Source organism: Burkholderia sp. BCC1644 (genome assembly GCF_902833225.1).
GTDB lineage: Bacteria > Pseudomonadota > Gammaproteobacteria > Burkholderiales > Burkholderiaceae > Burkholderia.
Window position 1 is genome coordinate 89,080 of sequence record NZ_CADFEI010000017.1, and the last position, 23,019, is coordinate 112,098.

Genomic DNA, 23,019 nt, shown 5'->3' on the forward strand with positions numbered 1-23,019 from the left:
TCACGTCGAACGAAACCACTCGAACTACCCGATGAAGACTAGCACACGGCATTGCGCGGCCGCATGACCGCGTGTTACGCCGCCTGCTGCTGGTACTGGATCCGGTGCAGGTGCGCGTAGAGGCCGCCGTGGCGCAGCAGTTCGTCGTGGCTGCCCTCCTCGACGATCTTGCCGGCCTCGAGCACGAGGATGCGGTCCGCGCGCTCGATCGTCGATAGCCGGTGCGCGATCACGAGCGTCGTGCGGCCTTCCATCAGCCGTTCGAGCGCCGCCTGCACGTGGCGCTCCGATTCCGAGTCGAGCGCCGACGTCGCTTCGTCGAGGATCAGGATCGGCGCGTCCTTGTAGATCGCGCGCGCGATCGCGAGCCGCTGGCGCTGGCCGCCGGACAATCGCATCCCGTTGCCGCCGACGAGCGTGTCGAGCCCGTCGGGCATCGCGGCGACCGCATCGGCGAGGTTGGCCGCCTCGAGCGCGGCCTGCACGCGCGCGCGGTCGGGCGTCTGCCCGTACGCGACGTTCGCGGCGATCGTGTCGTTGAACAGCACGACGTCCTGGCTGACCATCGCCATCTGGCCGCGCAGCGCATGGAGGTCGTAGTCGGGAACCGGTACGCCGTCGACCAGGATCGCACCGTCGGTCGGGTCGAAGAAGCGCGGCAGCAGGTTCACGAGCGTCGTCTTGCCGCTGCCGGACGGGCCGGCCAGCGCGATCATTTCACCCGGCGCGACCTTGAACGAGATGCGGTCGAGCGTCGGCCGCTCGGCCGCGCCGTAGTCGAACGACACGTTGCGGAATTCGATCTCGCCGCGCGCTTGCGGCAGCGGCCGGCCGCCGCCTTGCGGTTCGGCCGGCTCGTCGATCAGCCCGAAGATCAGCTCCGCGGCCGTCATCCCGCGCTGCAGCGGCTGGTTGACGTCGATCAGGTGCTTGAGCGGCGAGATCACCAGCAGCATCGACGTGACGAACGCGACGAAGCCGCCGACCGTCGTCTGGTCGTTCGACGACTGCACGACCGCGATCGTGATCACGACCGCGAGCGCGATCGACGCGAGGAACTGCGTGAGCGGCTGAGCGAGGCCGCCGGAAACCGTCATGCGCATCGCGTAACCGCGCAGGCGCTTGCTCATCTGCGTGAAGCGGTCCATCTCGTACGCTTCGCCGTTGTGCACCTTGACGACCTTGTAGCCGCCGACCGTCTCCTCGACGATGTACGACAGCTCGTTGGTGAGCGTCTGGTGTTCTCGGTTCAGGCGGCGCAGGCGGCGGTTGATCTTGCTGACGAGCCAGCCGATGCCCGGCAGGATCACCGCGACGATCAGCGTGAGCCGCCAGTTCAGGTAGAACAGGTAGCCGAGCAGGAAGATCACCGTCAGCGAATCGCGCACGAGCGTGACCATCACGCCGGTCAGCACCGACAGGATCTGGTTGACCTCGAACACGATCGCGTTGATCACCGTGCTCGCGGTTTCGCGCTGGAAGAACGACGCGCTGGTGTGGAGCATCCGCTGGAACATCTCGAGCCGCAGTTGCAGCAGGATGCGGTTCGATACGTAGTTGAGCAGGTAATTCGACGTGTACTGCGACACGCCGCGCACGAGCGCCAGGCCGATCACCGCGATCGGCACGTACCATTTCGCGCTGTCGCTGCCATGCGCGCCGAAGCCGTGGTCGAGCAGCGGCTTGAGCAGCGCCGGGATACCGGCTTCGGTGGCCGCGACGACGCCCATCGTCATCACGGCGAGCACCACGATGCCGATCAGCGGCCGGATGTACGGCCACAGGCGCTTGAGGACCGTGACCGGCGAGGTGCCGGTGCCGTCCATCGGTTTGCGAAGTGTGTTCTGGGTTTCCAAGGCAATCCTTCTTGAGCCGCGATGCGGCGCCCGGCGCGTGGCCGCCCGGGAGTTCGCCCCTGTCGGGCGGGTGCCTAAAAGGGCTCAACATTATAGCCGCACCGCCCCCGCCGGCACGGGCGTGGCCGATGCGGCCGGCGGCCGGGCCGCGGGTATACTGCCGCTCACCGTTTTCTCCGCCTTTCCGACGATTTCATGGCTGAACCCACCCTCGGCGTCGCCCTCATCGCCCTCAACGCGTCCGCGCGGCTCGCGCAGTGCCTCGATGCGCTGTCGTTCGCCGACGATGTCGTCGTCATCGACGGCGGCAGCACCGACGATACCGTCGCGATCGCGCAGGCGCACGGCGCGCGCGTGATCGTCGAGCGCGACTGGCCGGGCTTCGGCCCGCAGAAGAACCGCGCGCTCGACGCGCTCGGCACCGACTGGATCCTGTCCCTCGATACCGACGAAGTCGTCACGCCGGAGCTCGCGCAGTCGATCCGCGACACGATCCGCGCGCCGGCCGCGCAGGTCTATGCGGTCGACCGGCTGTCGAGCTTCTGCGGCCAGTGGATCCGTCACAGCGGCTGGTATCCGGACTGGGTGCCGCGCCTGTTCCGGCGCGGCACCGCGCGTTTCTCGGACGACCTCGTGCACGAGCGCCTCGTGTTCGACGGCGCCGCGCAGCGCCTGGCCGGCAAGCTGATGCACTATTCGTACGAGGACTTCGAAACCGTCGTGCGCAAGCTCGACGCGTACTCGACGGCCGGCGCGCGCCAGCGCCGCGCGGCCGGCCAGCGCGGCGGCTTCGGCAAGGCACTCGCACGCGGCACCTGGGCGTTCGTGCGGACCTACGTGCTGCGGCGCGGGTTCCTCGACGGTCGCGCCGGCTTCATGATCGCCGTATTCAACGCGGAAACCGTGTATTACCGCTTCCTGAAGCTCGGCCACGAAACCGCGCGCTGAACGCCCGCCCCCGCGCACCGCCGGCGCGCGGGCGGCCCGGCGTTACAATGCCGGGCTGCCCGCGCCGCGCGTGCCCGCCCGAGAGGCGGCGCCACGCGCCGCCCGCCACGACGACCACCGACTCCGACCGCCATGTTCTCCATCATCATTCCGACCTGGAACAACCTGCCGTACCTCAAGCTCGTCGTCGACAGCCTGCGCCGCCATTCCGCCTATGACCACCAGATCATCGTGCACGTGAACGACGGCTCGGACGGCACGCTCGACTGGGTGCGCAGCGAGGGCATCGAACACACCGCGTCGCCGGCCAACATCGGCATCTGCCACGCGGTGAACCTGGCCGCCGCGCGCGCGACGCGCGACTACGTCGTCTACATGAACGACGACATGTTCTGCTGCCCCGGCTGGGACAACGCGCTCGTGCGCCGTATCGAGCAGATGCCGACCGACCTCTTCATGCTGTCGGGCACGATGGTCGAGCCGGTCGACACGCGCAACCCTTGCGTCGTCGTCAGCAATTTCGGGCGGGACGCCGAGCAGTTCGACGCGGCGGGCCTCGTCGCGGCGACGCCGAAGCTCGCCCGCGCGGACTGGCTCGGCTCGACCTGGCCGCCGACGCTCGTGCACCGCGACTGGTGGAACCGCATCGGCGGCTACAGCAGCGAGCTGTCGCCCGGCATGAGCAGCGACAACGACTTCTCGATGAAATTCTGGGACGCCGGCTGCCGGATCTTCCTCGGCGTCGGCGACAGCCTCGTCTACCACTTCCAGCAGAAGAGCACGGGCAAGATCGTCAAGAACGACGGCCGCCGTCAGTTTCTCAACAAATGGGGCATGACCCAGGCGACGTTCGACCGCTACTACCTGCATCGCGGCCAGCCGGCCGGCACGCAAATCGCGCTCGAAACGCCGGCGGTGGAAGGCCGCCTGAAGCGCGCGCTGCTGCGTTCGCGGATCAAGCGCGCCTTCAGCTGATCGAACCCCGAAAACGACACGGAATCCTGTCCTGCTTCGCGTATACTTCGCGGTTCGTCCCGAATCTCCCGCCGGGACGCGCGGCGACGTGCAGCCAGATGCCCGCAAGCCGCGTTCGTCCATTCGACAGGTTCCGATGCTTTCGTTTTCCGCTCCCGCCTCGCGGCGCCTGACCGCCGCACGTGCATTCGCCGTCGCCGCGCTCTGCATGGTGCCCGTCTCGACCGCGCTGACCAACGTGTTCTGCGGGCTGTTCGCCGTCTCGCTCGTGATCTCGCCCGAGTTCTGGCGCGACCTGCGCTCGTTCGTCACCGATCCGGCCTCGCTCGCGGCGCTGCTGATCCTCGCGGTGCTGGCCATCAGCGTCACGTATACGATCGCGCCGCACGACAAGGCGTGGAACTGGGTCGCGAAGTACGACAAGCTGCTGTTGCTGCCGTTTGCCGTGCTCGCGTTCCGTCATTCGAACTGGGCGCCGATCGTGCAGCGCTGCTGGTTCGGCACGCTGTGCGTCATCCTGTTGCTGTCGACGACCAACTATCTCGGGCTGACCGCGATCGGGCCCGCGCATGCATCCGCGCTGCCGGTGTCGCGCGCGTGGGTGTTCAAGAACCACATCGCCGCAGGCATGTTCGGCGCGCTGCTGTTCTACCAGGCCGCCGATCTCGCGCTGGCGGCCCGCACGGCGCTGTCGCGCATTGCCTATACGGTTGTCGCCGCGTGGGCGCTCGTCAACGTGTTCGTGATGCTGCAGGGACGCACGGGGCAGGTCATCGCGCTGCTGCTGATGCTCGTCGTCGCCGTGCGTTTCGTGCTGTTGCTGCGTCGGCAGTCGGCCCTGCGCGCCGGGCTGGCCGCCGGCGCGCTCGTCCTGTCCGGCATTGCACTCGTCATCGCAGCGTGTACGGTTCACAACGGCCGGCTCGCAGGGGTCGTGACGGAAGTGCAGCAATATCGACAGAGCGATGCCGTCACGTCGTCCGGGTTGCGCCTCGAATGGTACAAGAGGGGGCTCGAGCTGTTCCGCCAGCGCCCCGTGATCGGCTACGGCGCGGGCGGCCTCGAGGTCGAGTTCCAGAAGCTCTCCGCCGGCAAGACGGCGGCCGAAGGCCAGCTCACGTCGAACCCGCACAACGAATACCTGCTGATGGCCGTGCAGCTCGGCTCGGTCGGCCTGCTGCTGTTCATCAACCTGATCGTGCAGATCGCGCGCGGCAGCCGCACGCTCGATCCGCGTTCGCGGCATTTGCTGCTCGGGTGGCTCACGATCTTCGCGATCGGCAGTCTCGCGAACTCGCTGCTGCTCGATTTCGCCGAAGGGCACCTGATCGTGCTGCTGGCCGGCATCCTGCTCGGTTGCGGCGAACGCAGCGAAGCGCTGCCGCGCGAAACGTCGGCGATCCGGCGCAGCACGTAACGCACGACAGCCTCCGCTCCGCTGCCGGCCGGCTTCGGCGGCAACGGAGGCCCCCGCCGTCAAAGCCTGCGAGCCGCGCGGTTCGCCGCGCGCCGCCTGCAACGAAGCAAAAACACGCGCCTCCCGCCCGTCAATTCTCAGTCGGACCCGGCGCGATGCAATCGCGACGTGTCGACGACGGCATCCGCCGCCCCCGGCGGATTCAACCCGAGCATGTCGGCCGCCGCGGCCTTCACGCGCTGCGTACCGAGATTGACGAGGCAGTCGCTGCGGCTGTCGACCTTGCGCTCGCAGCCTTCGTGCCGGCACGGCACGCAATCGCCCTCCCCCTGCAGCAGCCACACGTTCCCGTGCCGCCCCGAGCCACGCAATGGCCAGGGATTCTCGGTCGCGGGCCAGTGTTGCGGCCACGGCCCCCAACGCACGGGGTCGGACGGGCCGAACAGCGCGATCGTGTCGGTGCCCGTCGCGGCCGCGACGTGCGTCGCGCCGGTGTCGGGCCCGATGAAGAGCCGCGCGCGCCGCACGAGCTCCGCGCTCTCGCCGAACGTCAGCCGGCCGACCAGGTTCAGCACGTCGCCGCCCGCTTCGGCGGCGACCTGCTCCGCATACTCGCGCTCGCTGTCGGCCGGGCCGCCCGACAGCGCGACCGCGAAGCCGTGCTTGCGCAGCCAGTCGATCATCTCGACCCAGCCGTCGAGCCGCCACTGCTTGTAGCGGAACATCGGATACGGATGCAGGACGACCAGTGGTTTGCCATCGCGGATCGCCGGCGACTCGGCGAGCCACGCGTCGAAGCGGGCGCGTCGCGCGGGATCGTCGCCGATGCCGGGCGCAACGACCTCGGACACCGGTTCGATGCCGATCACCGGGGCAAGTGCGAGCGTGCTGACGACCGTATGCGCGGATTCGTGATGATTGATCGCGATCCCGTTCAGCATCATTCGCGTGAGCCACGTGACGCGATTCGGATCGACGAGGCCAACCCGCTTGCGGCCGGCGAACCAGCTGTAGAAACGCGGCCGGTCGGAACTCAGCGCCGCGCACGCGAGATCGTAGCGGCGCCACATCGACAACGCGTCGCGCAGCCGCTCGCGGAATCCCGCACGCTGCGCGACGACGATCACGCGGCGCACGTCGGGATTGTGCTCGAGCACGCCCTCGGTGCCGCGAAACACCAGCATGTCGATCTGTGCATCCGGCCAGCGGGCCTTCAGCGAACGCACGAGCGGCGTCGTCAGCAACACGTCGCCGATCCGGCGCGGCGCGGCAACGAGGATGGTTCTGGGCGGGCGGGCAGAAGAAAACAGGGCCACGGCGATCGATCTGTCTAGCTGGCTGAACAAGGCTGGCAATGTACAGGATTTTGCCGCAGCCGGCGCGGCGTGGCGCACCGGCCGTGCATGCTGTCCCAAAGCGGCCCTGATGCGGCCCCGCCAGCGGGCCGCGCCGACGTCTGCGCCGTGCGGGGTGCGCCCGGCTACGAGGCGATCGTCCTGATCGCGGGTTCGGCCGCAGCCAACTGCATATGTCCCGCAGCGGCCACCGGTTCGTCGCGATGGCCGGCCTGCGGCAGCAGATGGCGCACTGCCCGATCGACCGCGTCGACGCCGATCGCGTCGACGGTCGCGCCGGCGCGCAGGATCACGTGCGGCACGCCGAGCGGGTGCCAGCGCAGGTATTTCTCGGGACGGTCCTCGAACAGCGCGGCGACCGGCACACCGAGCGCCGAGGCGAGATGCACGGGCGCGCTGTCGGCCGACACGATCACGTCGAGCAGGCTCGCGGCGGCGACCAGCTCGGCGACCGACGACGGTGCCACGTGCCGCGCATTCACGTCGCGCCACGCGTCGTCCTCGGCACACTTGCCGATCGCCGGATCGCGAAACACGATCACGTCGGCGAACGGCGCAAGCCGCACGCCGAGGTCGCGCCAACGGTCTGCGGGCCAGCGGCGCTCGACCGCCTTGTTCGACACGAACAGCCCGACCCGCGGCTTCGTGTGCGCGCCGAGCAGGCTATACCACGTGTCCTGCAGCGCGCGATCGGGATGAACCGACAGTTCGAGACGGTCGAGATCCGCACGGCCGAGTTCCGGCACGAGCCGAAAACCCGACAGCGCCTCGTGGCACATTTGCCGCTGCGCGACATGCTCGGGCTTGCGGTCGTCGAATTCGGTGTCGGCGTCGTGCCAGCGGCAATCCTTCGCGCGCAGCTGACGCGCGAACTGCATGCTGCTGCGATGCATGCCGCCGTTCGGCACGATCACGAGGTCGAACCGCATGCGACGCAGGCGGCGCACGAGCCGCAGCCGGTCGAAGAATGCGCGCATCCTCCCGGGGCGGTCATTGCGCTCGCACTGACGGCTGTACACGTAGGTGTGGATTGCGTGCACGTCCGGGTTACCGGCCAGCGCGGCCGCGTTGTAGCGGTTCGCGACCACATGGAGTTCCGCGCCGGGCCAACGCTCCTTCAACGCACCGAGAAACGCTGTCGTACACAGCATGTCGCCCAGAAAATCAATCCGGATCACGAGGATCCGCTGCGTCGGGTTCCCATTGGCCATGGTCATGTGGTGACAGTCAGTTTTTTATCGTCGCGACAAGCCGTTCCACGGCATCCTGATCCGGGGCGATCGCGTCGCGCGTTGCGTAGATCCGCCCCCGTTTATGCGCACGACAACGGCGCCGTTCACCGCGCGAACCCGCGGCAGGCGCCGCGACCATGCGGCTAGCGGCGGATTGTATAGCGTTCGGATGACCAGCCCAAGACCCGATTACCCTCAGATGTAAAAACGGCCCGCCGCACCGCACGATGGCGATGCGACGGGCCGCCTGTCGCGACAGCCGTCGAAACGGGGCGCGATCAGTACGTGATTTCGACGACGCTGCCGTCGAACGCCGCGCGCAGTTCCGCGAGCAGCACGTCGCTCGGCTTCACGCGCCACGCGTCGCCCAGACGCATTTCGCCTTGCGCCCGTGCGTTGCTGTAATGGACCTGGACCGCGAGCCCGTTCGGCAGCGGCGCCTGCGGACGCCGGCCGCCATCGCGCCCGCCGCCGCGCGGCGCCGGCGCTTCGACCGCGGTCGCGGCCGCCGGATCGTCCTTCGACACGTGCGGCTCGAGCACACGGCGCAACGCAACGGCGTCGGCGTTGCCGTTCATCGTCAGCCGCACGGCTTGCGCATAACGACTGCGTGCGCGCTCGAGATCCATCACCGTATCGGTCGTGAAGCGAATGCCGCCCGTGAACGCGTCGTTGCGCGCCTGCCCCTGCACGATCAGCAGTTCGTCTTCCTTGAACAGCGCCTTGTTGGCCTCGAACTGTTCGTTGAAGATCGTGATCTCGCACTGGCCCGACCCGTCGTCGAGCAGCGCGATCAGCATCTTGCCGCGTTGGGTCATCTGCGTGCGCAGCGACGCGATGATGCCCGCGACGAGCTTGTCGCGCCCTTCCTTCAGGTCGCCGACCTTCTGCCGCACGAAGCGGCGCACTTCGTCGCGATAGGCGTCGAACAGGTGGCCGGACAGGTAGAAACCGAGCGCGCCCTTTTCTTCCTGCAGGCGGCGCTTGTCGTCCCATGCGGGTTCGTCGACGAGCGCATGCGCGTGCGGCGACTCGGCGCCCATGTCGAACAGGCCGGCCTGCATCGCGTTTGCCTCGGCCTGGTCGGCCGCTTCCATCGCGAGCGGCACCGACGCGATCAGCTGCGCACGGTTCGCGTTCAGCGAGTCGAACGCGCCGGCGCGGATCAGCGCCTCGACCGTGCGACGGTTGACGACGCGGCGGTCGATCCGTTCGCAGAAGTCGAACAGGTCGGTGAACGCCTTTTCCTCGCGGGCGCGCAGGATTTCCTCGATCGCGTTCTGGCCGCTGCCCTTCACCGCGCCGAGGCCGTAGCGGATCGTGCGCGAGCGCTTGCCGTCGGCTTCGGCGACCGGCTCGAAGCGGTAGTGCGACTGGTTGATGTCGGGCGGCAGCACGGCGAGGTTGTTCACGACACAATCGTCGTACAGGATCTTCACCTTGTCGGTGTCGTCCATCGCGAGCGTCATGTTGGCCGCCATGAATTCGGCCGGATGGTGCGCCTTCAGCCACGCGGTGTGATACGCGAGCAGTGCGTACGCGGCCGCGTGCGACTTGTTGAAGCCGTAGCCCGCGAACTTCTCCATCAGGTCGAAGATCTCGTCGGACTTCTCGCGCGTGAGGCCGTTCGTCGCCGCGCCCTCGGCGAAGATCTCGCGGTGCTTGGCCATCTCCTCGGGCTTCTTCTTGCCCATCGCGCGACGCAGCAAGTCGGCGCCGCCGAGCGAGTAGCCGCCGATGATCTGCGCCATCTGCATCACCTGCTCCTGATAGACCATGATGCCGTAGGTCTCTTTCAGGACGGGTTCGACGCGCGGATCCGGATAGTCGACCTTCTCACGGCCATGCTTCCGTGCGCAGAAGCTCGGGATCAGGTCCATCGGGCCCGGACGGTACAACGACACGAGCGCGATGATGTCCTCGAAGCGGTCGGGCTGCGCATCCTTCAGCATGCCCTGCATCCCGCGGCTTTCCAGCTGGAACACCGCGACCGTGTTGGCCTTCTTCAGGATCTGGAACGACGCCGGATCGTCGAGCGGCACCTGCGCGAGCGACCAGTCGGCCTTCGACGGATCGAGGCGGCGAATGTAGCGCTCGGCCCAGTCGAGGATCGTCAGCGTCGTCAGACCCAGAAAGTCGAACTTCACGAGGCCGACGGCTTCGACGTCGTCCTTGTCGTACTGGCTGACGACACCGCCTTCGTCGCCCTGCGTGTACAGCGGGCAAAAATCGGTCAGCTTGCCGGGCGCAATCAGCACGCCGCCCGCGTGCATCCCGACGTTACGCGTGAGGCCCTCGACGCGCTGCGCGAGATCGAGCAGCTGGTGCACTTCGTCCTCGTGGTCGTAACGCTCCTGAAGCTGCGGCTCTTCCTTCATCGCGTCGGCGATCGTCACGTGCTTGCCCGGCTTGAACGGGATCAGCTTCGCGATGCCATCGGTGAACATGTAACCGACGTCGAGCACGCGGCCGATGTCGCGCACGGCCGCCTTCGCGGCCATCGTGCCGAAGGTGGCGATCTGCGACACGGCGTCCGCGCCGTATTTTTCCTTCACGTACTGGATCACGCGATCGCGGCCGTGCTGGCAGAAGTCGATGTCGAAGTCGGGCATCGACACGCGTTCCGGGTTCAGGAAGCGCTCGAACAGCAGGTTGTAGCGCAGCGGATCGAGATCGGTAATGCCGAGTGCGTACGCGACCAGCGAACCGGCGCCCGAGCCGCGGCCCGGGCCGACCGGCACGCCGTTGTTCTTCGCCCAGTTGATGAAGTCCGCGACGATCAGGAAGTAGCCGGGGAAGCCCATCTTCGTGATGGTCCCGCACTCGAATTCGAGGCGTTTGTAGTACGTGTCGCGCTGCGCGTCGCGTTCGGCTTCGGCCGGATACAGCTGCACGAGACGGGTCTCGAGCCCTTCCTTCGACAGCTGGACCAGGTAGTCGTCGAGCGACATGCCGTCCGGCGTCGGGAACAGCGGCAGTTTCGGCTTGCCGAGCTCGAGCTTCAGGTTGCAGCGCTTCGCGATCTCGACCGTGTTCGCGATCGCCGACGGCAGGTCGGCGAACAGCGCGGCCATGTCGTCCTGCGTGCGGAAATACTGGTCGGTCGTGAAACGCCTCTGGCGCCGCGGATTCGCGAGGATGTCGCCTTCCGAGATACACACGCGCGCCTCGTGCGCGGTGAAATCGTCGTCGGTCATGAACTGCGTCGGGTGCGTCGCGACGACCGGCAGCTTCAGCGCCGCGGCGAGCGTCGCGGCCTGCTGGATGTACGCCTCGGCGCCCGGCTGGCCGTAACGCTGCAGCTCGATGTAGAAGCCGCCCGGAAACACCTTCGCCCAGCGCTCGGCATGACGGCGCGCGGCTTCCTCGTTGCCCGCGGCCAGCGCGAGCCCGATATCGCCCTGCTGCGCGCCCGACAGCGCGAGCAGCCCCTGCGAGAGCTCGCCGTCGAGCCAGCCCGCGTCGAGCTCCGCGCGGCCGCGGTACTGGTTCGTGAGCCATGCCTTCGACAGCAGCTCGCAGAGATTCAGGTAGCCGACCTTGTCCTTGACGAGCAGCAGCAGCCGCGACGGCTTGTCGCGATCGTCGGGATTGGCGATCCAGACGTCGCAGCCGGCGATCGGCTTGATGCCCTTGCCGCGGGCTTCCTGGTAGAAACGGACGAGGCCGAATGCGTTGCCGAGATCGGTGAGCGCGAGCGCGCCCTGACCGTCTGCGGCCGCCGCCTTGACGATGTCGTCAATGCGCACGATGCCGTCGGCAATCGAGAATTCGGAGTGAACGCGAAGATGGACGAAGCGGGGATCTGACATGGGCGCTATTGTAGCCGCCTCGCCGCGCAGGCTGCCCAAAAAATGCCCGCGCTGGCCGTTCGGCCGATGCACGCGGCGACGCGTCGCGCGGCTGGCCAGACGGCCGGATGCCGATGCGCGCGCGGTTTGCGGGATAATACGGTTTTTCGAATCAACGCCCCGGCTTCGCACCCTTTTTTGCGGGCCGCCGTGCGGCCGTTTTCCCGTCGGACCATCATGACCATCGTCAACCTCGCCGCCTACCACTTCGTGTCGCTCGACGCGAACGAGCAATGGCGCCCGCTCGTCACCGCCCGCTGCAACGAACTCGACCTGCGCGGCACGATCCTGCTCGCACCGGAAGGCATCAACCTGTTCATCGCCGGCACGCGCGAAGCCGCCGACGCGTTCATCGCGTACCTCCGCCACGATCCGCTGTTCGAAGGCAAGTTCGCGACGCTGCAGTTCAAGGAAAGCCTGTCCGATTCGCAGCCGTTCCGCCGCATGCTCGTGCGCCTGAAGCGCGAGATCATCACGATGAAGAAGCCCGCGATCAAGCCGGAACTCGGCCGCGCGCCGTTCGTCGACGCCCGCACGCTGAAGACGTGGCTCGACCGCGGCCACGACGACACGGGCCGCCCGGTCGTGATGCTCGACACGCGCAACGCGTTCGAAGTCGACGTCGGCACGTTCGACGCCGCGCTCGACTACCGGATCGACAAGTTCAGCGAATTCCCGGAAGTGATCGACGCGAACCGCGCCGACCTCGAAGGCAAGACGGTCGTGTCGTTCTGCACGGGCGGCATCCGCTGCGAGAAGGCCGCGATCCACATGAAGGAAATCGGCATCGAGAACGTGTACCAGCTGGAAGGCGGGATCCTGAAGTACTTCGAGGAAGTCGGCGGCGCGCACTACCACGGCGACTGCTTCGTGTTCGACTACCGCACCGCGCTGAACCCGCAACTCCAGCCCACCGAGAACGTCACGTGCTTCGCGTGCCGCGCGGTCGTCACGCCGGACGCGCAACAATCGCCGAGCTACGTGCCCGGCAAGTCGTGCCCCGCCTGCGCGCAGGCAGCCAGCGCCGCGTAAGCGCGCGCCCCGCGTCCCGATGAACGGCTATCGCGGCCGCTTCGCGCCGTCGCCGACCGGCCCGCTGCACTTCGGCTCGCTGGTCGGCGCACTCGCGAGCTGGCTCGACGCGCGTGCGCACGGCGGCACGTGGCTCGTGCGCATCGAGGATCTCGACGGCCCGCGCACGGTACCCGGCGCGGCAGACGACATCCTCGCGACGCTCGCGCATTTCGGCATGACGCCCGATGAACCGCCCGTGTGGCAAAGCACGCGCGATGCGGCCTACACGGCCGCGCTCGAGCGGCTCGTCGCGGCGGGGCGCGTCTATCCGTGCGGCTGCACGCGCAAGGAAATCGCCGATTCGCTGCGCGCCGCGCATGAGCGCCACACGACGCTCGCGTATCCGGGCACGTGCCGCACCGGCCTGCACGGCAAGCCCGCACGCGCGTGGCGGCTGCGCGTGCCCGACGGCAGCGACGCGATCATCAGGTTCGACGACCGCTGGCAGCACACGCAATCGCAGAACCTCGCGACCGAAGTCGGCGATTTCGTGCTGAAGCGCGCGGACGGCCAATGGGCCTATCAGCTCGCGGTCGTCGTCGACGACGCCGATGCACGCATCACGCATGTCGTGCGCGGCGCAGACCTGCTCGATTCGACCGCCCGCCAGATCCATCTGCAACACTGCCTCGGCGTGCCGACGCCACGGTATCTGCACGTGCCGGTCGTCGTCGATGCAAACGGCGAGAAACTCAGCAAGCAGACGGGTGCGACCGCGCTCGAGCGCGATGATCCGCTGCCGGCGCTGCGGGCCGCCGCCGCGCATCTGGGCCTCGCGCCCAACGGCGCGCTGCCCGGCGCGACGCCGGATGCGTTCTACGCGGCCGCGACGGCGGCGTGGGCGCGCCGCTTCGGCCCGCAAGCCGGCTGACGCGCGCAGCAAGCCGGTTTCGCGGCAATTACGGCAATCGCGGCCGAGCTCGCGCCGGTTGCATCGCTCACCGCATCACGCCCCGTCCCCAACCCCAAATGAAAAACGGGCACATGCTCATCGCATGTACCCGCTTGTCCGGCAGCGCTCGCACGCCGCCCCGCCTTTCCGCCAGCCTTACGCCGACGGCTTGCGCGGCATCCCGAACCCGCCGAGCAGCGCCGCAACCTGACGCTTCGGCCCTTTCTTTTCGGGCTGCTGCGCGTGCTGTGCGTCGTCCGCCTGCTTCGCCGGCGCCGACGGCTCGTACGGCTTCAGGAAGAAATCGTCGACCGGCGCTTCGTGGCGACGGGGACGACCACCACGCTCGGCACCGGCCGACCGGTGTCCCGACGCACCGCGATGCTCGTCGCGTTCGCGACGGCCGCCTCGTTCACCGCCTCGTTCACCGCCGCGTTCGCTGTGGCGATCGCCGCCACGGTCACCACCGCGCTCGCCGCCACGGTCGTCGTGACGCTGGCGTGCCGGCTTGTCGAGCGTGAGCGTCTGCATTTCGAGCGGACGCTTGATCAGCTTCTCGATATCGGCAAGCTGCTTGCGCTCGTTCGGGCTGCACAGCGACAGCGCGTCGCCCGTCGCCCCTGCGCGGCCGGTACGGCCGATCCGGTGCACGTAATCTTCCGCGCTGAACGGCAGGTCGAAGTTGATCACGGCCGGCAGCTCGGCGATGTCGAGGCCGCGCGCGGCCACGTCGGTCGCGACCAGCGCCTCGATCTCGCCGCGCTTGAACGCGTCGAGGGCCTGCATCCGCTCGATCTGCGTCTTGTCGCCGTGAATCGCCGACGCGACGACACCGTCGCGCTCGAGATTGCGCGCCAGGCGGCTCGCGCCGATCTTGCTGTTGCAGAACACGATCACCTGCTTCAGGCCGCGGTCGCGCAGCAGCTGCACGACGGCCGCCTGCTTGTCGCCTTCGGCGACGTCGTAGACGATCTGCGTGACGTTCGCGTTCGTCGAGTTGCTGCGCGCGACCTCGATCGTCTGCGGATTGCGCAGATAGGTCGATGCGAGCTTCTTGATTTCGCCCGAGAACGTGGCCGAAAACAGCAGCGTCTGACGGTCCTTCGGCAGCAGGTTCAGGATGCGCTGCAGATCGGGCAGGAAGCCCATGTCGAGCATCCGGTCGGCTTCGTCGAGCACGAGGATCTGCACCTGGCCGAGGTTCGCGGTCTTCTGCTGCACGTGGTCGAGCAGGCGGCCCGGCGTCGCGATCAGGATCTCGACGCCGCGGCGCAGCTCCGCCGACTGCGGGTTCATGTCGACGCCGCCGAACACGACCGCACTGCGCAGCGGCGTGTGCTTCGCATACGCGTGCACGTTCGCGGCGACCTGGTCGGCGAGTTCGCGGGTCGGCGTGAGGATCAGCGCACGCACGGGGTGGCGCGCCGGTGACGCGCTCGTGTTGGCCTGCGGCAGCAGGCGCTGGATGATCGGCAGCGAGAAGCTCGCGGTCTTGCCGGTACCCGTTTGCGCGGCGCCCATGACGTCGCGGCCGGCGAGCACGACCGGAATGGCCTGCGCCTGAATCGGCGTCGGCGTCGTATAGCCCTGCTCCACAATGGCTTTCAGGATATCGGCGGCAAGGCCGAATTGGTCGAAGGTTGCGTCGACGGGCTTGGCGACAGAATCGGACATGGTGGCGTTTCGCTCAAAAGGCGCGGCGGGGACATCGTGCGTCAGGCCAGCCGGGCCTGCGCTCATCACAATTCGGAAATAGACGGAGCCGCGGCGCGCCGCGCGGCGCCGCTCTGGCGCTTGGGACCGGTTCAATTCGAACGCTGGACGCCAGGCCGTGCGGACTCCGTTCGGCGCGAATGCCGGCGGAAAGGGCCGTATTGTAGCACTGCGCGGCCATCTGTCCGTGACAACGCAGCGAACGGCCGCACCGGCGGTTCGCGCGGCGGGCCGGTACGGGCCCGTGCGGGCGATGGACGGCCCGATCGGGCTATCCATCGCCCGGCAAGCAATATCAGGGGTCCGATCGCGGATTATCGTATCCGGACATCCGCCGCCTGCCGGGCGGTCAGGCCCGGCAACCGGTCAATCCGCGCGCGTACGAGCCGCGATCGCGTCCGGCGCTCAGCCCTTCTTCTTTTTCTTCTCGACCTGCACGCAGTCTCCCAGCAGCGGCGGCGCCTTCTGGTCGGCGATCTCGTCGCGCAGCGTCGCTTCCTTGCCCTTCGTCCACCATGTATAGCGGCCGGCCTGGTAGCGTGCGCCCGACCCCGATACGGTGTCGACGAACAGCATCTGCTTCCCGTTGACCGGCACGAGCGCGAAGCTCTGGCCGTTGCCCGCGAGCCAGTACGACACGCGCACGGGCTGCTTCTGGTTCGCGCACTGGTAGACGGCTTGCTGGCGCGAATCGGCGTCGATCTCTTCGACGGTCAGTTGCGCGGCGTGCGCGACGGAAACGGCAGTGCCGGCAAGCGCAAGTGCGGCGAGGGTTTGGCGAATCATGCAGGTCCTCTCACGAGACGGGTGGAAACGCGCCCTCGCGGGGCGCGCAATTATTGTTGGCAGGCAATCGAGCCGGTCGTCGGGATCAGGGATCGATGACGTCGGCGCACGCGTCGGTCGGCGCCGCCGCGAGATGGCCGACGAGCGGCACGATCTTGAGCCCGGCCGATGCGACCCGGCACGGCGCGGCCGCGACGCCGCAACCCGCGAGACTCGCGACAAGCGCCAGCGCGGCGCCCAGCTTTCCGATACGCAGCCACCTCGGCGTCATCGTCCTCTCCTCGTTCCGTCAGCGGGCCGATACGGGCCGGACGGCCGCGGCGGCGCGCTTCGCGCGTTCACGGGCTTCGTCGACGGTCGCGCCGGTCGCCAGCGCGACGCCCATGCGCCGCTTCGCAAAACTTTCCGGCTTGCCGAACAGGCGCAGGTCGGCGCCCGGCACGGCAAGCGCGTCGCGCACGCCTTCGAACGCGATCCCGCGCTCGTCGAGCCCGCCGTAGATCACGGCCGACGCGGCCGGCGTCCCGAGCGCCGGATCAACCGGCAGCCCGAGAATCGCGCGCGCGTGCAGCTCGAACTCCGACTGGCGCTGCGACGCGAGCGTGACGAGGCCCGTATCGTGGGGCCGCGGGCTCACTTCCGAGAACCACACGTCATCGCCACGCACGAACAGCTCGACGCCGAACAGCCCGCGCCCGCCGAGCGCCTCGGTGACCTTGTGCGCGATCTCGCGCGACTTCTCGAGCGCCGCGGCGCTCATCGGCTGCGGCTGCCACGATTCGACGTAGTCGCCCGCGACCTGCACGTGGCCGACCGGCTCGCAGAAGTAGGTGCGCGTGGCGAGCGTCGCCGGATCGATCGCGCGCACGGTCAGCTGCGTGATCTCGTAGTCGAAATCGATGAAGCCCTCGACGATCACGCGGCCATGGTTCACCCGCCCGCCCGCCATCGCGTAGTCCCACGCGGCCTTCACGTCGGCGTCGGTCTTCACCACCGACTGTCCCTTGCCCGACGAAGACATCACCGGCTTCACGACGCACGGCATGCCGATCTTCGCGACCGCCGCGCTGAAAGCCTCGAACGAATCCGCGAACGCATACGGCGACGTCGGCAGGCCGAGTTCCTCGGCCGCGAGCCGGCGGATCCCTTCGCGGTTCATCGTGAGCTGGGTCGCACGCGCGGTCGGGATCACCTCGGCAAGACCGGCCGCCTCGATCGCCGCGAGCGCGTCGGTGGCGATCGCCTCGATCTCCGGCACGATCAGGTGCGGACGCTCGGCTTCGACGATCGCACGCAGCGCGGCGGCATCCGTCATGTCGATCACGTGCGCGCGATGCGCGACCTGATGGCCCGGCGCATCCGGATAGCGGTCGACCGCGATGACTTCGACACCGAGACGCTGCAACGCGATGATGACTTCCTTGCCGAGCTCGCCGGCGCCGAGCAGCATGACGCGCGTGGCCGAGGGTGAGAGCGGCGTACCGAGCCGCTGACCGATCTGCATGTGATTTCCCGCTTCTGGTGGAGGACGAAAACGGCTCAGATGTTAACACGCTCGATGATGCCGGTTTGGGGCGTTTGGACGCGCCGGCACCCGACCGCGCACGGCACGTAGACGGGCTGCGAACGTTTTCATGCGCGAAGTGTCGGCTCGCCTGCCGCGGCGCGGGTGCGTTACTCTTACGCCTTGATCAGAATCCGATGAGGAACGAGGCTCATGTCCCACCTGTCCGCCGCCGCACGCGCACGCACCGGCCTGCTTCGCCCGTTGCGCGCGCCGCTCTGCGCGTTGACGCTTGCCACGCTTCTCGCCGCCTGTGCGATGCCGACCCATCCCGATTCCGCCGCCGCCGCACCCGATCCGTACAACCCGGCCGCCGTCCAGCTGCTCGACGACACGAGCTGGGAACTCACCAGCTGGACGAATGCCGACGGCACGCAGCGCGCGATCCCGCACGGCGACAACGGCGAGCCGATCAAGCTCGCGCTGTCGACCGAATCGGGCATCCGGCGCGCCAGCGGGTTCTCGGGCTGCAATCGCTACATGGGCACCTACGCCATCAAGAACGGCCTGCTGAGCTTCGGGCCGCTTGCCGGCACGCGGATGGCCTGCCCGAATTCGCTCGGCGGCCAGCTCGAGCACGCGTACCTCGACGCGCTCGCGCACGTCGACAAGACCGGCGTGCAGATGCGCGAGCCGCAGCAATTGCAGATCGTGACCAACGCCGGCGCAACGCTCACTTTCACGCACCGGAGCCCCTGATGCATCATGCACGCGAAGGCCGGCCGACCGCCTTCGCGCCGCGTGTCGCGCGCGTGTGCCGAACGCACATGCCGCACGGCGTGAAACGAATTCACGCCGCCCGAGAATCTTGTTCGCCGGCCGGTTAAACTCGGCGGGTCGCGCCTCGCGCGCCCCTCCCCACTCCTGTTTCAAAGCATGCACACGGTTGTCTTCGGCTGGTTCGGCATCTCCGCCGTCTGGTTCCTCCTTCTCTTCTGGCGTCTCGTGCAGGCGATGCTGCCCGGCGGCGGCGGGCTCGCCGGCCGCGGCTCGATCCGCCTGTGGCTCGGCTTCGCCGCGGTATTCGTTGCAAGCTGCACGCTGACGAGCCCGCTGTCGGGCCCCGACACGAACGCGCTCGGTCATGCGTTCTCGGCAGGCTTCGCACACGTACTCGGTCCGATCGGCACGCCGGTCGCGATGGTCGTCCTGTTCTTCGCCGGGTTGCCCTGGCTGACCGGCATCGGCTGGCGGCAGTTCGCCGCGTGGGTCGACACGTCGTTCGGCGTCAAGCTGTCGCGCGACGGCGGCGACGACGACGCCCGCGGAATCGCCGACCTGCCGCGCAGCGCGCTGCATCGTGACGACGACATCGTGCAGCCGACCACCGCGCATACCGTCAACTCGATGGCGCCGCGCCAGAACGGCCGGTATTCGCGTCCGACGCTGTGGAAACCCGACCCGCAGGCGCGGCCGAAGCCGCGCAGCAAGACGCCGCCGCGTCCGCATGCGGAACCCGTCGCGCCGTCGGGCTGGCTGAAGCCGACCACGCCGCAGCGCACGCCGGTGGCGCCCCCCGCGCCGATCCCGACCAGCGCGATGCCGCCGCCCACGACCGGCAGCACCGCGAGCCTCGCGCGCGCGGCGGCAAACTCGCAAATGCCGCGCCCCGATCCAGCCCCGCTTCCTGTCGGCTTCGAACCCGTCCGGCCGCGGCCGACTGCTGCGCGTCCGGCCACCGCTGCGCTGAAGCAGACGCCGCCGCGTGCGACGGTCACGCCGCGCCCGGCCGCCGCGCAGCCGCAGCGCCCGCCGGTACGCCCGGTCACGGCAACGACCGCCGCCGGCGTGTCGCCAGACGCGGCACGACGCCGTCCGGCGCCGCCAACGCCGGCGCGTGCGCCGCTCTATGCGTGGACGGAAAAGCCCGCCGCACCGATCACGCCGGCGCCGAGCGTTCACGACACGCTGCGCTCGATCGAGGCCAGCACCGCCCAATGGGCAACGCTGGGTGGTGCGGAGTCGGCCGATGCGACGCAGGCAATGACGGCTGCCGCAGCCGTGGCCGGGATGGCCGCGACAGCAGGCAGCGTCGCCGCGCCGGCAGCCGCGGCCGTGTCGAACGCGTTCGTCTCCACGGCTCACGGCATCGCGGCCCATGACGCCGGTGTTCCGGTCGAACAGGTTGCCGCGCCCGCATTCGACGACAGCGCGCCGATCGTGCTGGATGCGTTCATGCCGGCGGAGCCCGGCATCCACGCGACAGTTGCCGACTGGGCCACCCCGGCGTTCGACGACGCCGCACCGCACGCACAGTCGAACGCCGGCACCGGCATCGACGAAGCCGCGTTTTCGCATCAAGCCGACGACGATATCCGCCACGTCGGCGATGCGCCCGCCGCATCCGCACACGGGATCGCGCCCGCGCCGTCGTTCGACGCCCCCGTCGATCTCGCGCCGTGGGAAGACCTTGGCAGCCCGCCGGTTTCCGCGTTCGACGTATCGGCCGGAAACCCGATCGCGGAATCGCCGGCAGACGCAACGGTATCGGAGCCGGCCCACGCCGCCTTCGCGCAACAGGCAGGCGAAGCAGCAGTTGACGAGGTTCCCGCACGCAATCCGGCAGCACTCGTCGATACCGGCGCCCCGGCAATCGATCGCCCTGCATCGGCCTACGTGCCGCCGAGCATCGATGGCGCGCACGCCGACGTAAAGCCCGCCGGTGGCATCGCACCGTTCGCTGCCCTCCCCTCTTCGTCGATCGCCGGAACGTCGGCGCACGCCGTTTTCGAGGCAACGCCGGTTGCGGCGACGTCGGCACTGCCCGCATCGAGCCCCGCACCGGAGGCCGCCAAGCCGGCCGCGGCGGAGCGTTGGGCACCGCTGTCGGACATCGCTGAAGGCAGCACGCCCGTCACGCATTGGACGCCGGCGGCGCAACCTGCAACGACACCGGTGGCCGCTTCTGCGGAATTGCCGAAATCGCCGGCGATTCAACCGTTTGCCGCAGCGCCGGCGGCCTCGGCCGCTGCCGTGTCGCCGGTCGTCGGCACGGCCCTCGGCGCGACTGCACCGGCACCTGCTTTCGCTTCGAGTGTTGCGCCCGTCACCGCCGCAACGTCACCGGCCGGCGTAACCGGCACGGTATCGGCTTCGCCGTCGCAACCGGCCGCATCGGCATCGACAGGTGCCTCCGTCACGCCGGCAGCGCCAATCGGTGTCACGGGCATGACTGACGGTTCGCTCGCCCGCGCAGCGACGCCTGAGACAACCGCGGCACCCGCCGCGATACCGTCGACGACCAGCGCGTCGGCGTTGACCGCGCAAGCGCCCGCAGCACCGGCATCCGTAAATTTCACGTCCGCCCCGCTTGCGGCGCAACCTTCCGCGCCGGCACCGACGCACCAGGCCAACACGGCAACTTCGTCGACCGGCCCGGCATTCGGCGCGATCGCACCGCAGCCGGTAACCAGCCAGCCCGTGCCGCCCGCCGCTTCCGCTGCGACCGGATCGCCGGCATCCATCGGCGCGACGGCCGCGACGCAGGCTCCGTCGATCGTTTCCACACCGGCCGCAGCCGACTTCACGACGTTTACGGCACCGCCCGCCCCTGCCGCATCGTCGGCAAGCTGGTCCGTGTCGAGCGACGTGTCCGCGGCACCGCAACCGGCAGCCAGCGTCCCTGGCACGAACCTGTCGATGCCGGCGACGATCGCTACCCCGCCGACGCTCCCGGCAGCCCCGCTGCCCGCCGCAACCGCCGCCGTGACGGCCGAGCCGGCCGCAGCCGACACCACAGCCCCCGACACCCCGGTGCGCCAGCCGCGCCCGAACGCGTTCGAATTCCACGCGCCCGCGTCGTTCAGCGTCGAACTGCCGACGCTCGACCTGCTCGAGCCCGCGTCCGGCGACGTCGAAACCATCACCGAGGAACACCTCGCGCAGACGGCCCAGGTGATCGAGCAGCGCCTGCAGGAATTCAAGGTGCCGGTCACGGTCGTCGGCGCATCGGCCGGCCCCGTGATCACGCGCTTCGAGATCGAGCCCGCGCTCGGCGTGCGCGGCAGCCAGATCGTCGGGCTGATGAAGGACCTGTCGCGCGGCCTCGGCCTCACGTCGGTCCGCGTCGTCGAGACGATTCCCGGCAAGACCTGCATGGGCCTCGAACTGCCGAACGCGAAGCGCCAGATGATCCGCCTGTCGGAAATCCTCGCCTCACGCGAGTATGAGCATTCGCAGTCGCAGCTGACCATCGCGATGGGCAAGGACATCACGGGCCACCCGATCGTCACCGATCTCGCGAAGGCGCCGCACATGCTCGTCGCCGGCACGACGGGCTCGGGCAAGTCGGTCGCGATCAACGCAATGATCCTGTCGCTGCTGTACAAGGCGACGCCGGAAGACGTGCGGCTCATCATGATCGACCCGAAGATGCTGGAGCTGTCGGTCTACGAAGGCATCCCGCACCTGCTCGCGCCGGTCGTCACCGACATGAAGCTCGCGGCGAACGCGCTGAACTGGTGCGTCGGCGAAATGGAGAAGCGCTACCGGCTGATGTCGGCCGTCGGCGTGCGCAATCTCGCGGGCTTCAACCAGAAGATCCGCGATGCTGAAGCGAAGGAAAAGAAGATCGGCAACCCGTTCTCGCTGACGCCCGAGGATCCCGAGCCGCTGTCGAAGCTGCCGCTGATCGTCGTCGTGATCGACGAGCTGGCCGACCTGATGATGGTCGCCGGCAAGAAGATCGAAGAGCTGATCGCGCGCCTCGCGCAGAAGGCGCGCGCGGCCGGCATCCACCTGATCCTCGCGACGCAGCGTCCGTCCGTCGACGTGATCACGGGCCTGATCAAGGCGAACATCCCGACGCGTGTCGCGTTCCAGGTGTCGTCGAAGATCGACTCGCGCACGATCCTCGACCAGATGGGCGCCGAGTCGCTGCTCGGGATGGGCGACATGCTGTTCCTGCCGCCGGGCACCGGTTATCCGCAGCGCGTGCACGGCGCGTTCGTCGCCGACGAGGAAGTGCACCGGATCGTCGAGTACCTGAAGCAGTTCGGCGAGCCGCAGTACGAGGAAGGCATCCTCGACGGCCCGGCCGCCGACGGCGCGACGCAGGACCTGTTCGGCGAAGCGCCGGACGCGGAAGCCGATCCGCTGTACGACGAAGCCGTCGCGTTCGTCGTGCGCACGCGGCGCGCGTCGATCTCGTCGGTGCAGCGGCAGCTGCGCATCGGCTACAACCGCGCGGCACGCCTCGTCGAGCAGATGGAAGCAGCCGGGCTCGTGTCGGCGATGGGCATCAACGGCAGCCGCGAGGTGCTCGTGCCGGCCGCGGCCGACTGAACGCGGCGGCCGGACGGCCGCCGTCGATCGATACGGGCGCACCGGGAAACCGGCCGCTCCGAAAAAAAGGGCG

Annotated in this window: 15 protein-coding genes; 7 read left to right on the forward strand and 8 right to left on the reverse strand. The window is 68.7% G+C overall.

Annotated features, from left to right (window positions below):
• Positions 1-74 precede the first annotated feature (74 nt).
• Positions 75-1,826, reverse strand: coding sequence for a lipid A export permease/ATP-binding protein MsbA (gene msbA, locus HWX87_RS28725; protein WP_244137783.1), 1,752 nt, complete (start codon positions 1,824-1,826; stop codon positions 75-77).
• Positions 1,827-2,051: 225 nt separating this feature from the next.
• Between msbA and HWX87_RS28730 the strand changes: the two genes are divergently transcribed.
• The 3 genes from HWX87_RS28730 to HWX87_RS28740 all read left to right on the forward strand — a co-directional run bounded on the left by HWX87_RS28730 (position 2,052) and on the right by HWX87_RS28740 (position 5,196).
• Positions 2,052-2,804 (forward strand): glycosyltransferase family 2 protein, encoded by a 753-nt coding sequence (locus tag HWX87_RS28730; protein WP_176050419.1) that lies wholly within the window; start codon positions 2,052-2,054, stop codon positions 2,802-2,804.
• A 132-nt stretch (positions 2,805-2,936) separates the two neighbouring features.
• Positions 2,937-3,779, forward strand: coding sequence for a glycosyltransferase (locus tag HWX87_RS28735; protein ID WP_176050420.1), 843 nt, complete (start codon positions 2,937-2,939; stop codon positions 3,777-3,779).
• A 136-nt stretch (positions 3,780-3,915) separates the two neighbouring features.
• Positions 3,916-5,196 (forward strand): O-antigen ligase family protein, encoded by a 1,281-nt coding sequence (locus tag HWX87_RS28740; RefSeq protein WP_176050421.1) that lies wholly within the window; start codon positions 3,916-3,918, stop codon positions 5,194-5,196.
• 137 nt (positions 5,197-5,333) lie between these two features.
• Here the strand turns inward: HWX87_RS28740 and HWX87_RS28745 are convergent, their stop codons facing one another.
• The 3 genes from HWX87_RS28745 to dnaE form a co-directional block, all read right to left on the reverse strand.
• Positions 5,334-6,512 (reverse strand): glycosyltransferase family 9 protein, encoded by a 1,179-nt coding sequence (locus tag HWX87_RS28745; RefSeq protein WP_176050422.1) that lies wholly within the window; start codon positions 6,510-6,512, stop codon positions 5,334-5,336.
• 164 nt (positions 6,513-6,676) lie between these two features.
• Positions 6,677-7,762, reverse strand: a complete 1,086-nt coding sequence (locus HWX87_RS28750) for a glycosyltransferase family 9 protein (RefSeq protein ID WP_176050483.1) — start codon at positions 7,760-7,762, stop codon at positions 6,677-6,679.
• A gap of 299 nt (positions 7,763-8,061) precedes the next feature.
• Entirely contained in the window at positions 8,062-11,595 is a 3,534-nt protein-coding gene (gene dnaE / locus HWX87_RS28755) for a DNA polymerase III subunit alpha (protein WP_176050423.1), read from the reverse strand.
• Positions 11,596-11,811: 216 nt separating this feature from the next.
• Between dnaE and HWX87_RS28760 the strand changes: the two genes are divergently transcribed.
• Both HWX87_RS28760 and gluQRS read left to right on the forward strand, forming a co-directional pair.
• Positions 11,812-12,666: a sulfurtransferase gene (locus tag HWX87_RS28760; protein ID WP_176050424.1), complete on the forward strand. Its 855-nt coding sequence runs from the start codon at positions 11,812-11,814 to the stop codon at positions 12,664-12,666.
• A 19-nt stretch (positions 12,667-12,685) separates the two neighbouring features.
• Positions 12,686-13,579 (forward strand): tRNA glutamyl-Q(34) synthetase GluQRS, encoded by an 894-nt coding sequence (gene gluQRS, locus HWX87_RS28765; RefSeq protein ID WP_176050425.1) that lies wholly within the window; start codon positions 12,686-12,688, stop codon positions 13,577-13,579.
• Positions 13,580-13,756: 177 nt separating this feature from the next.
• On the opposite strand, the gene HWX87_RS28770 is transcribed toward gluQRS, so the two are convergent.
• The 4 genes from HWX87_RS28770 to purT form a co-directional block, all read right to left on the reverse strand.
• Positions 13,757-15,340, reverse strand: coding sequence for a DEAD/DEAH box helicase (locus HWX87_RS28770; protein WP_176050426.1), 1,584 nt, complete (start codon positions 15,338-15,340; stop codon positions 13,757-13,759).
• 378 nt (positions 15,341-15,718) lie between these two features.
• Positions 15,719-16,099 carry an MliC family protein gene (locus HWX87_RS28775; RefSeq protein ID WP_176050427.1) on the reverse strand — a complete coding sequence of 127 codons (381 nt, stop codon included), beginning with the start codon at positions 16,097-16,099 and terminating at the stop codon, positions 15,719-15,721.
• Between the two features lie 85 nt (positions 16,100-16,184).
• The gene (locus tag HWX87_RS28780; protein WP_027786814.1) at positions 16,185-16,370 is read right to left on the reverse strand and encodes a DUF6726 family protein; all 186 of its coding nucleotides are present in this window, start codon (positions 16,368-16,370) and stop codon (positions 16,185-16,187) included.
• Positions 16,371-16,388: 18 nt separating this feature from the next.
• Positions 16,389-17,603 carry a formate-dependent phosphoribosylglycinamide formyltransferase gene (gene purT / locus HWX87_RS28785; RefSeq protein WP_176050428.1) on the reverse strand — a complete coding sequence of 405 codons (1,215 nt, stop codon included), beginning with the start codon at positions 17,601-17,603 and terminating at the stop codon, positions 16,389-16,391.
• Positions 17,604-17,816: 213 nt separating this feature from the next.
• Here purT and HWX87_RS28790 point away from each other — a divergent pair, with 213 nt between their 5' ends.
• The gene (locus tag HWX87_RS28790; RefSeq protein ID WP_176050429.1) at positions 17,817-18,362 is read left to right on the forward strand and encodes an META domain-containing protein; all 546 of its coding nucleotides are present in this window, start codon (positions 17,817-17,819) and stop codon (positions 18,360-18,362) included.
• A 177-nt stretch (positions 18,363-18,539) separates the two neighbouring features.
• Positions 18,540-22,946: a DNA translocase FtsK gene (locus HWX87_RS28795; protein WP_279612981.1), complete on the forward strand. Its 4,407-nt coding sequence runs from the start codon at positions 18,540-18,542 to the stop codon at positions 22,944-22,946.
• Positions 22,947-23,019: the final 73 nt, after the last annotated feature.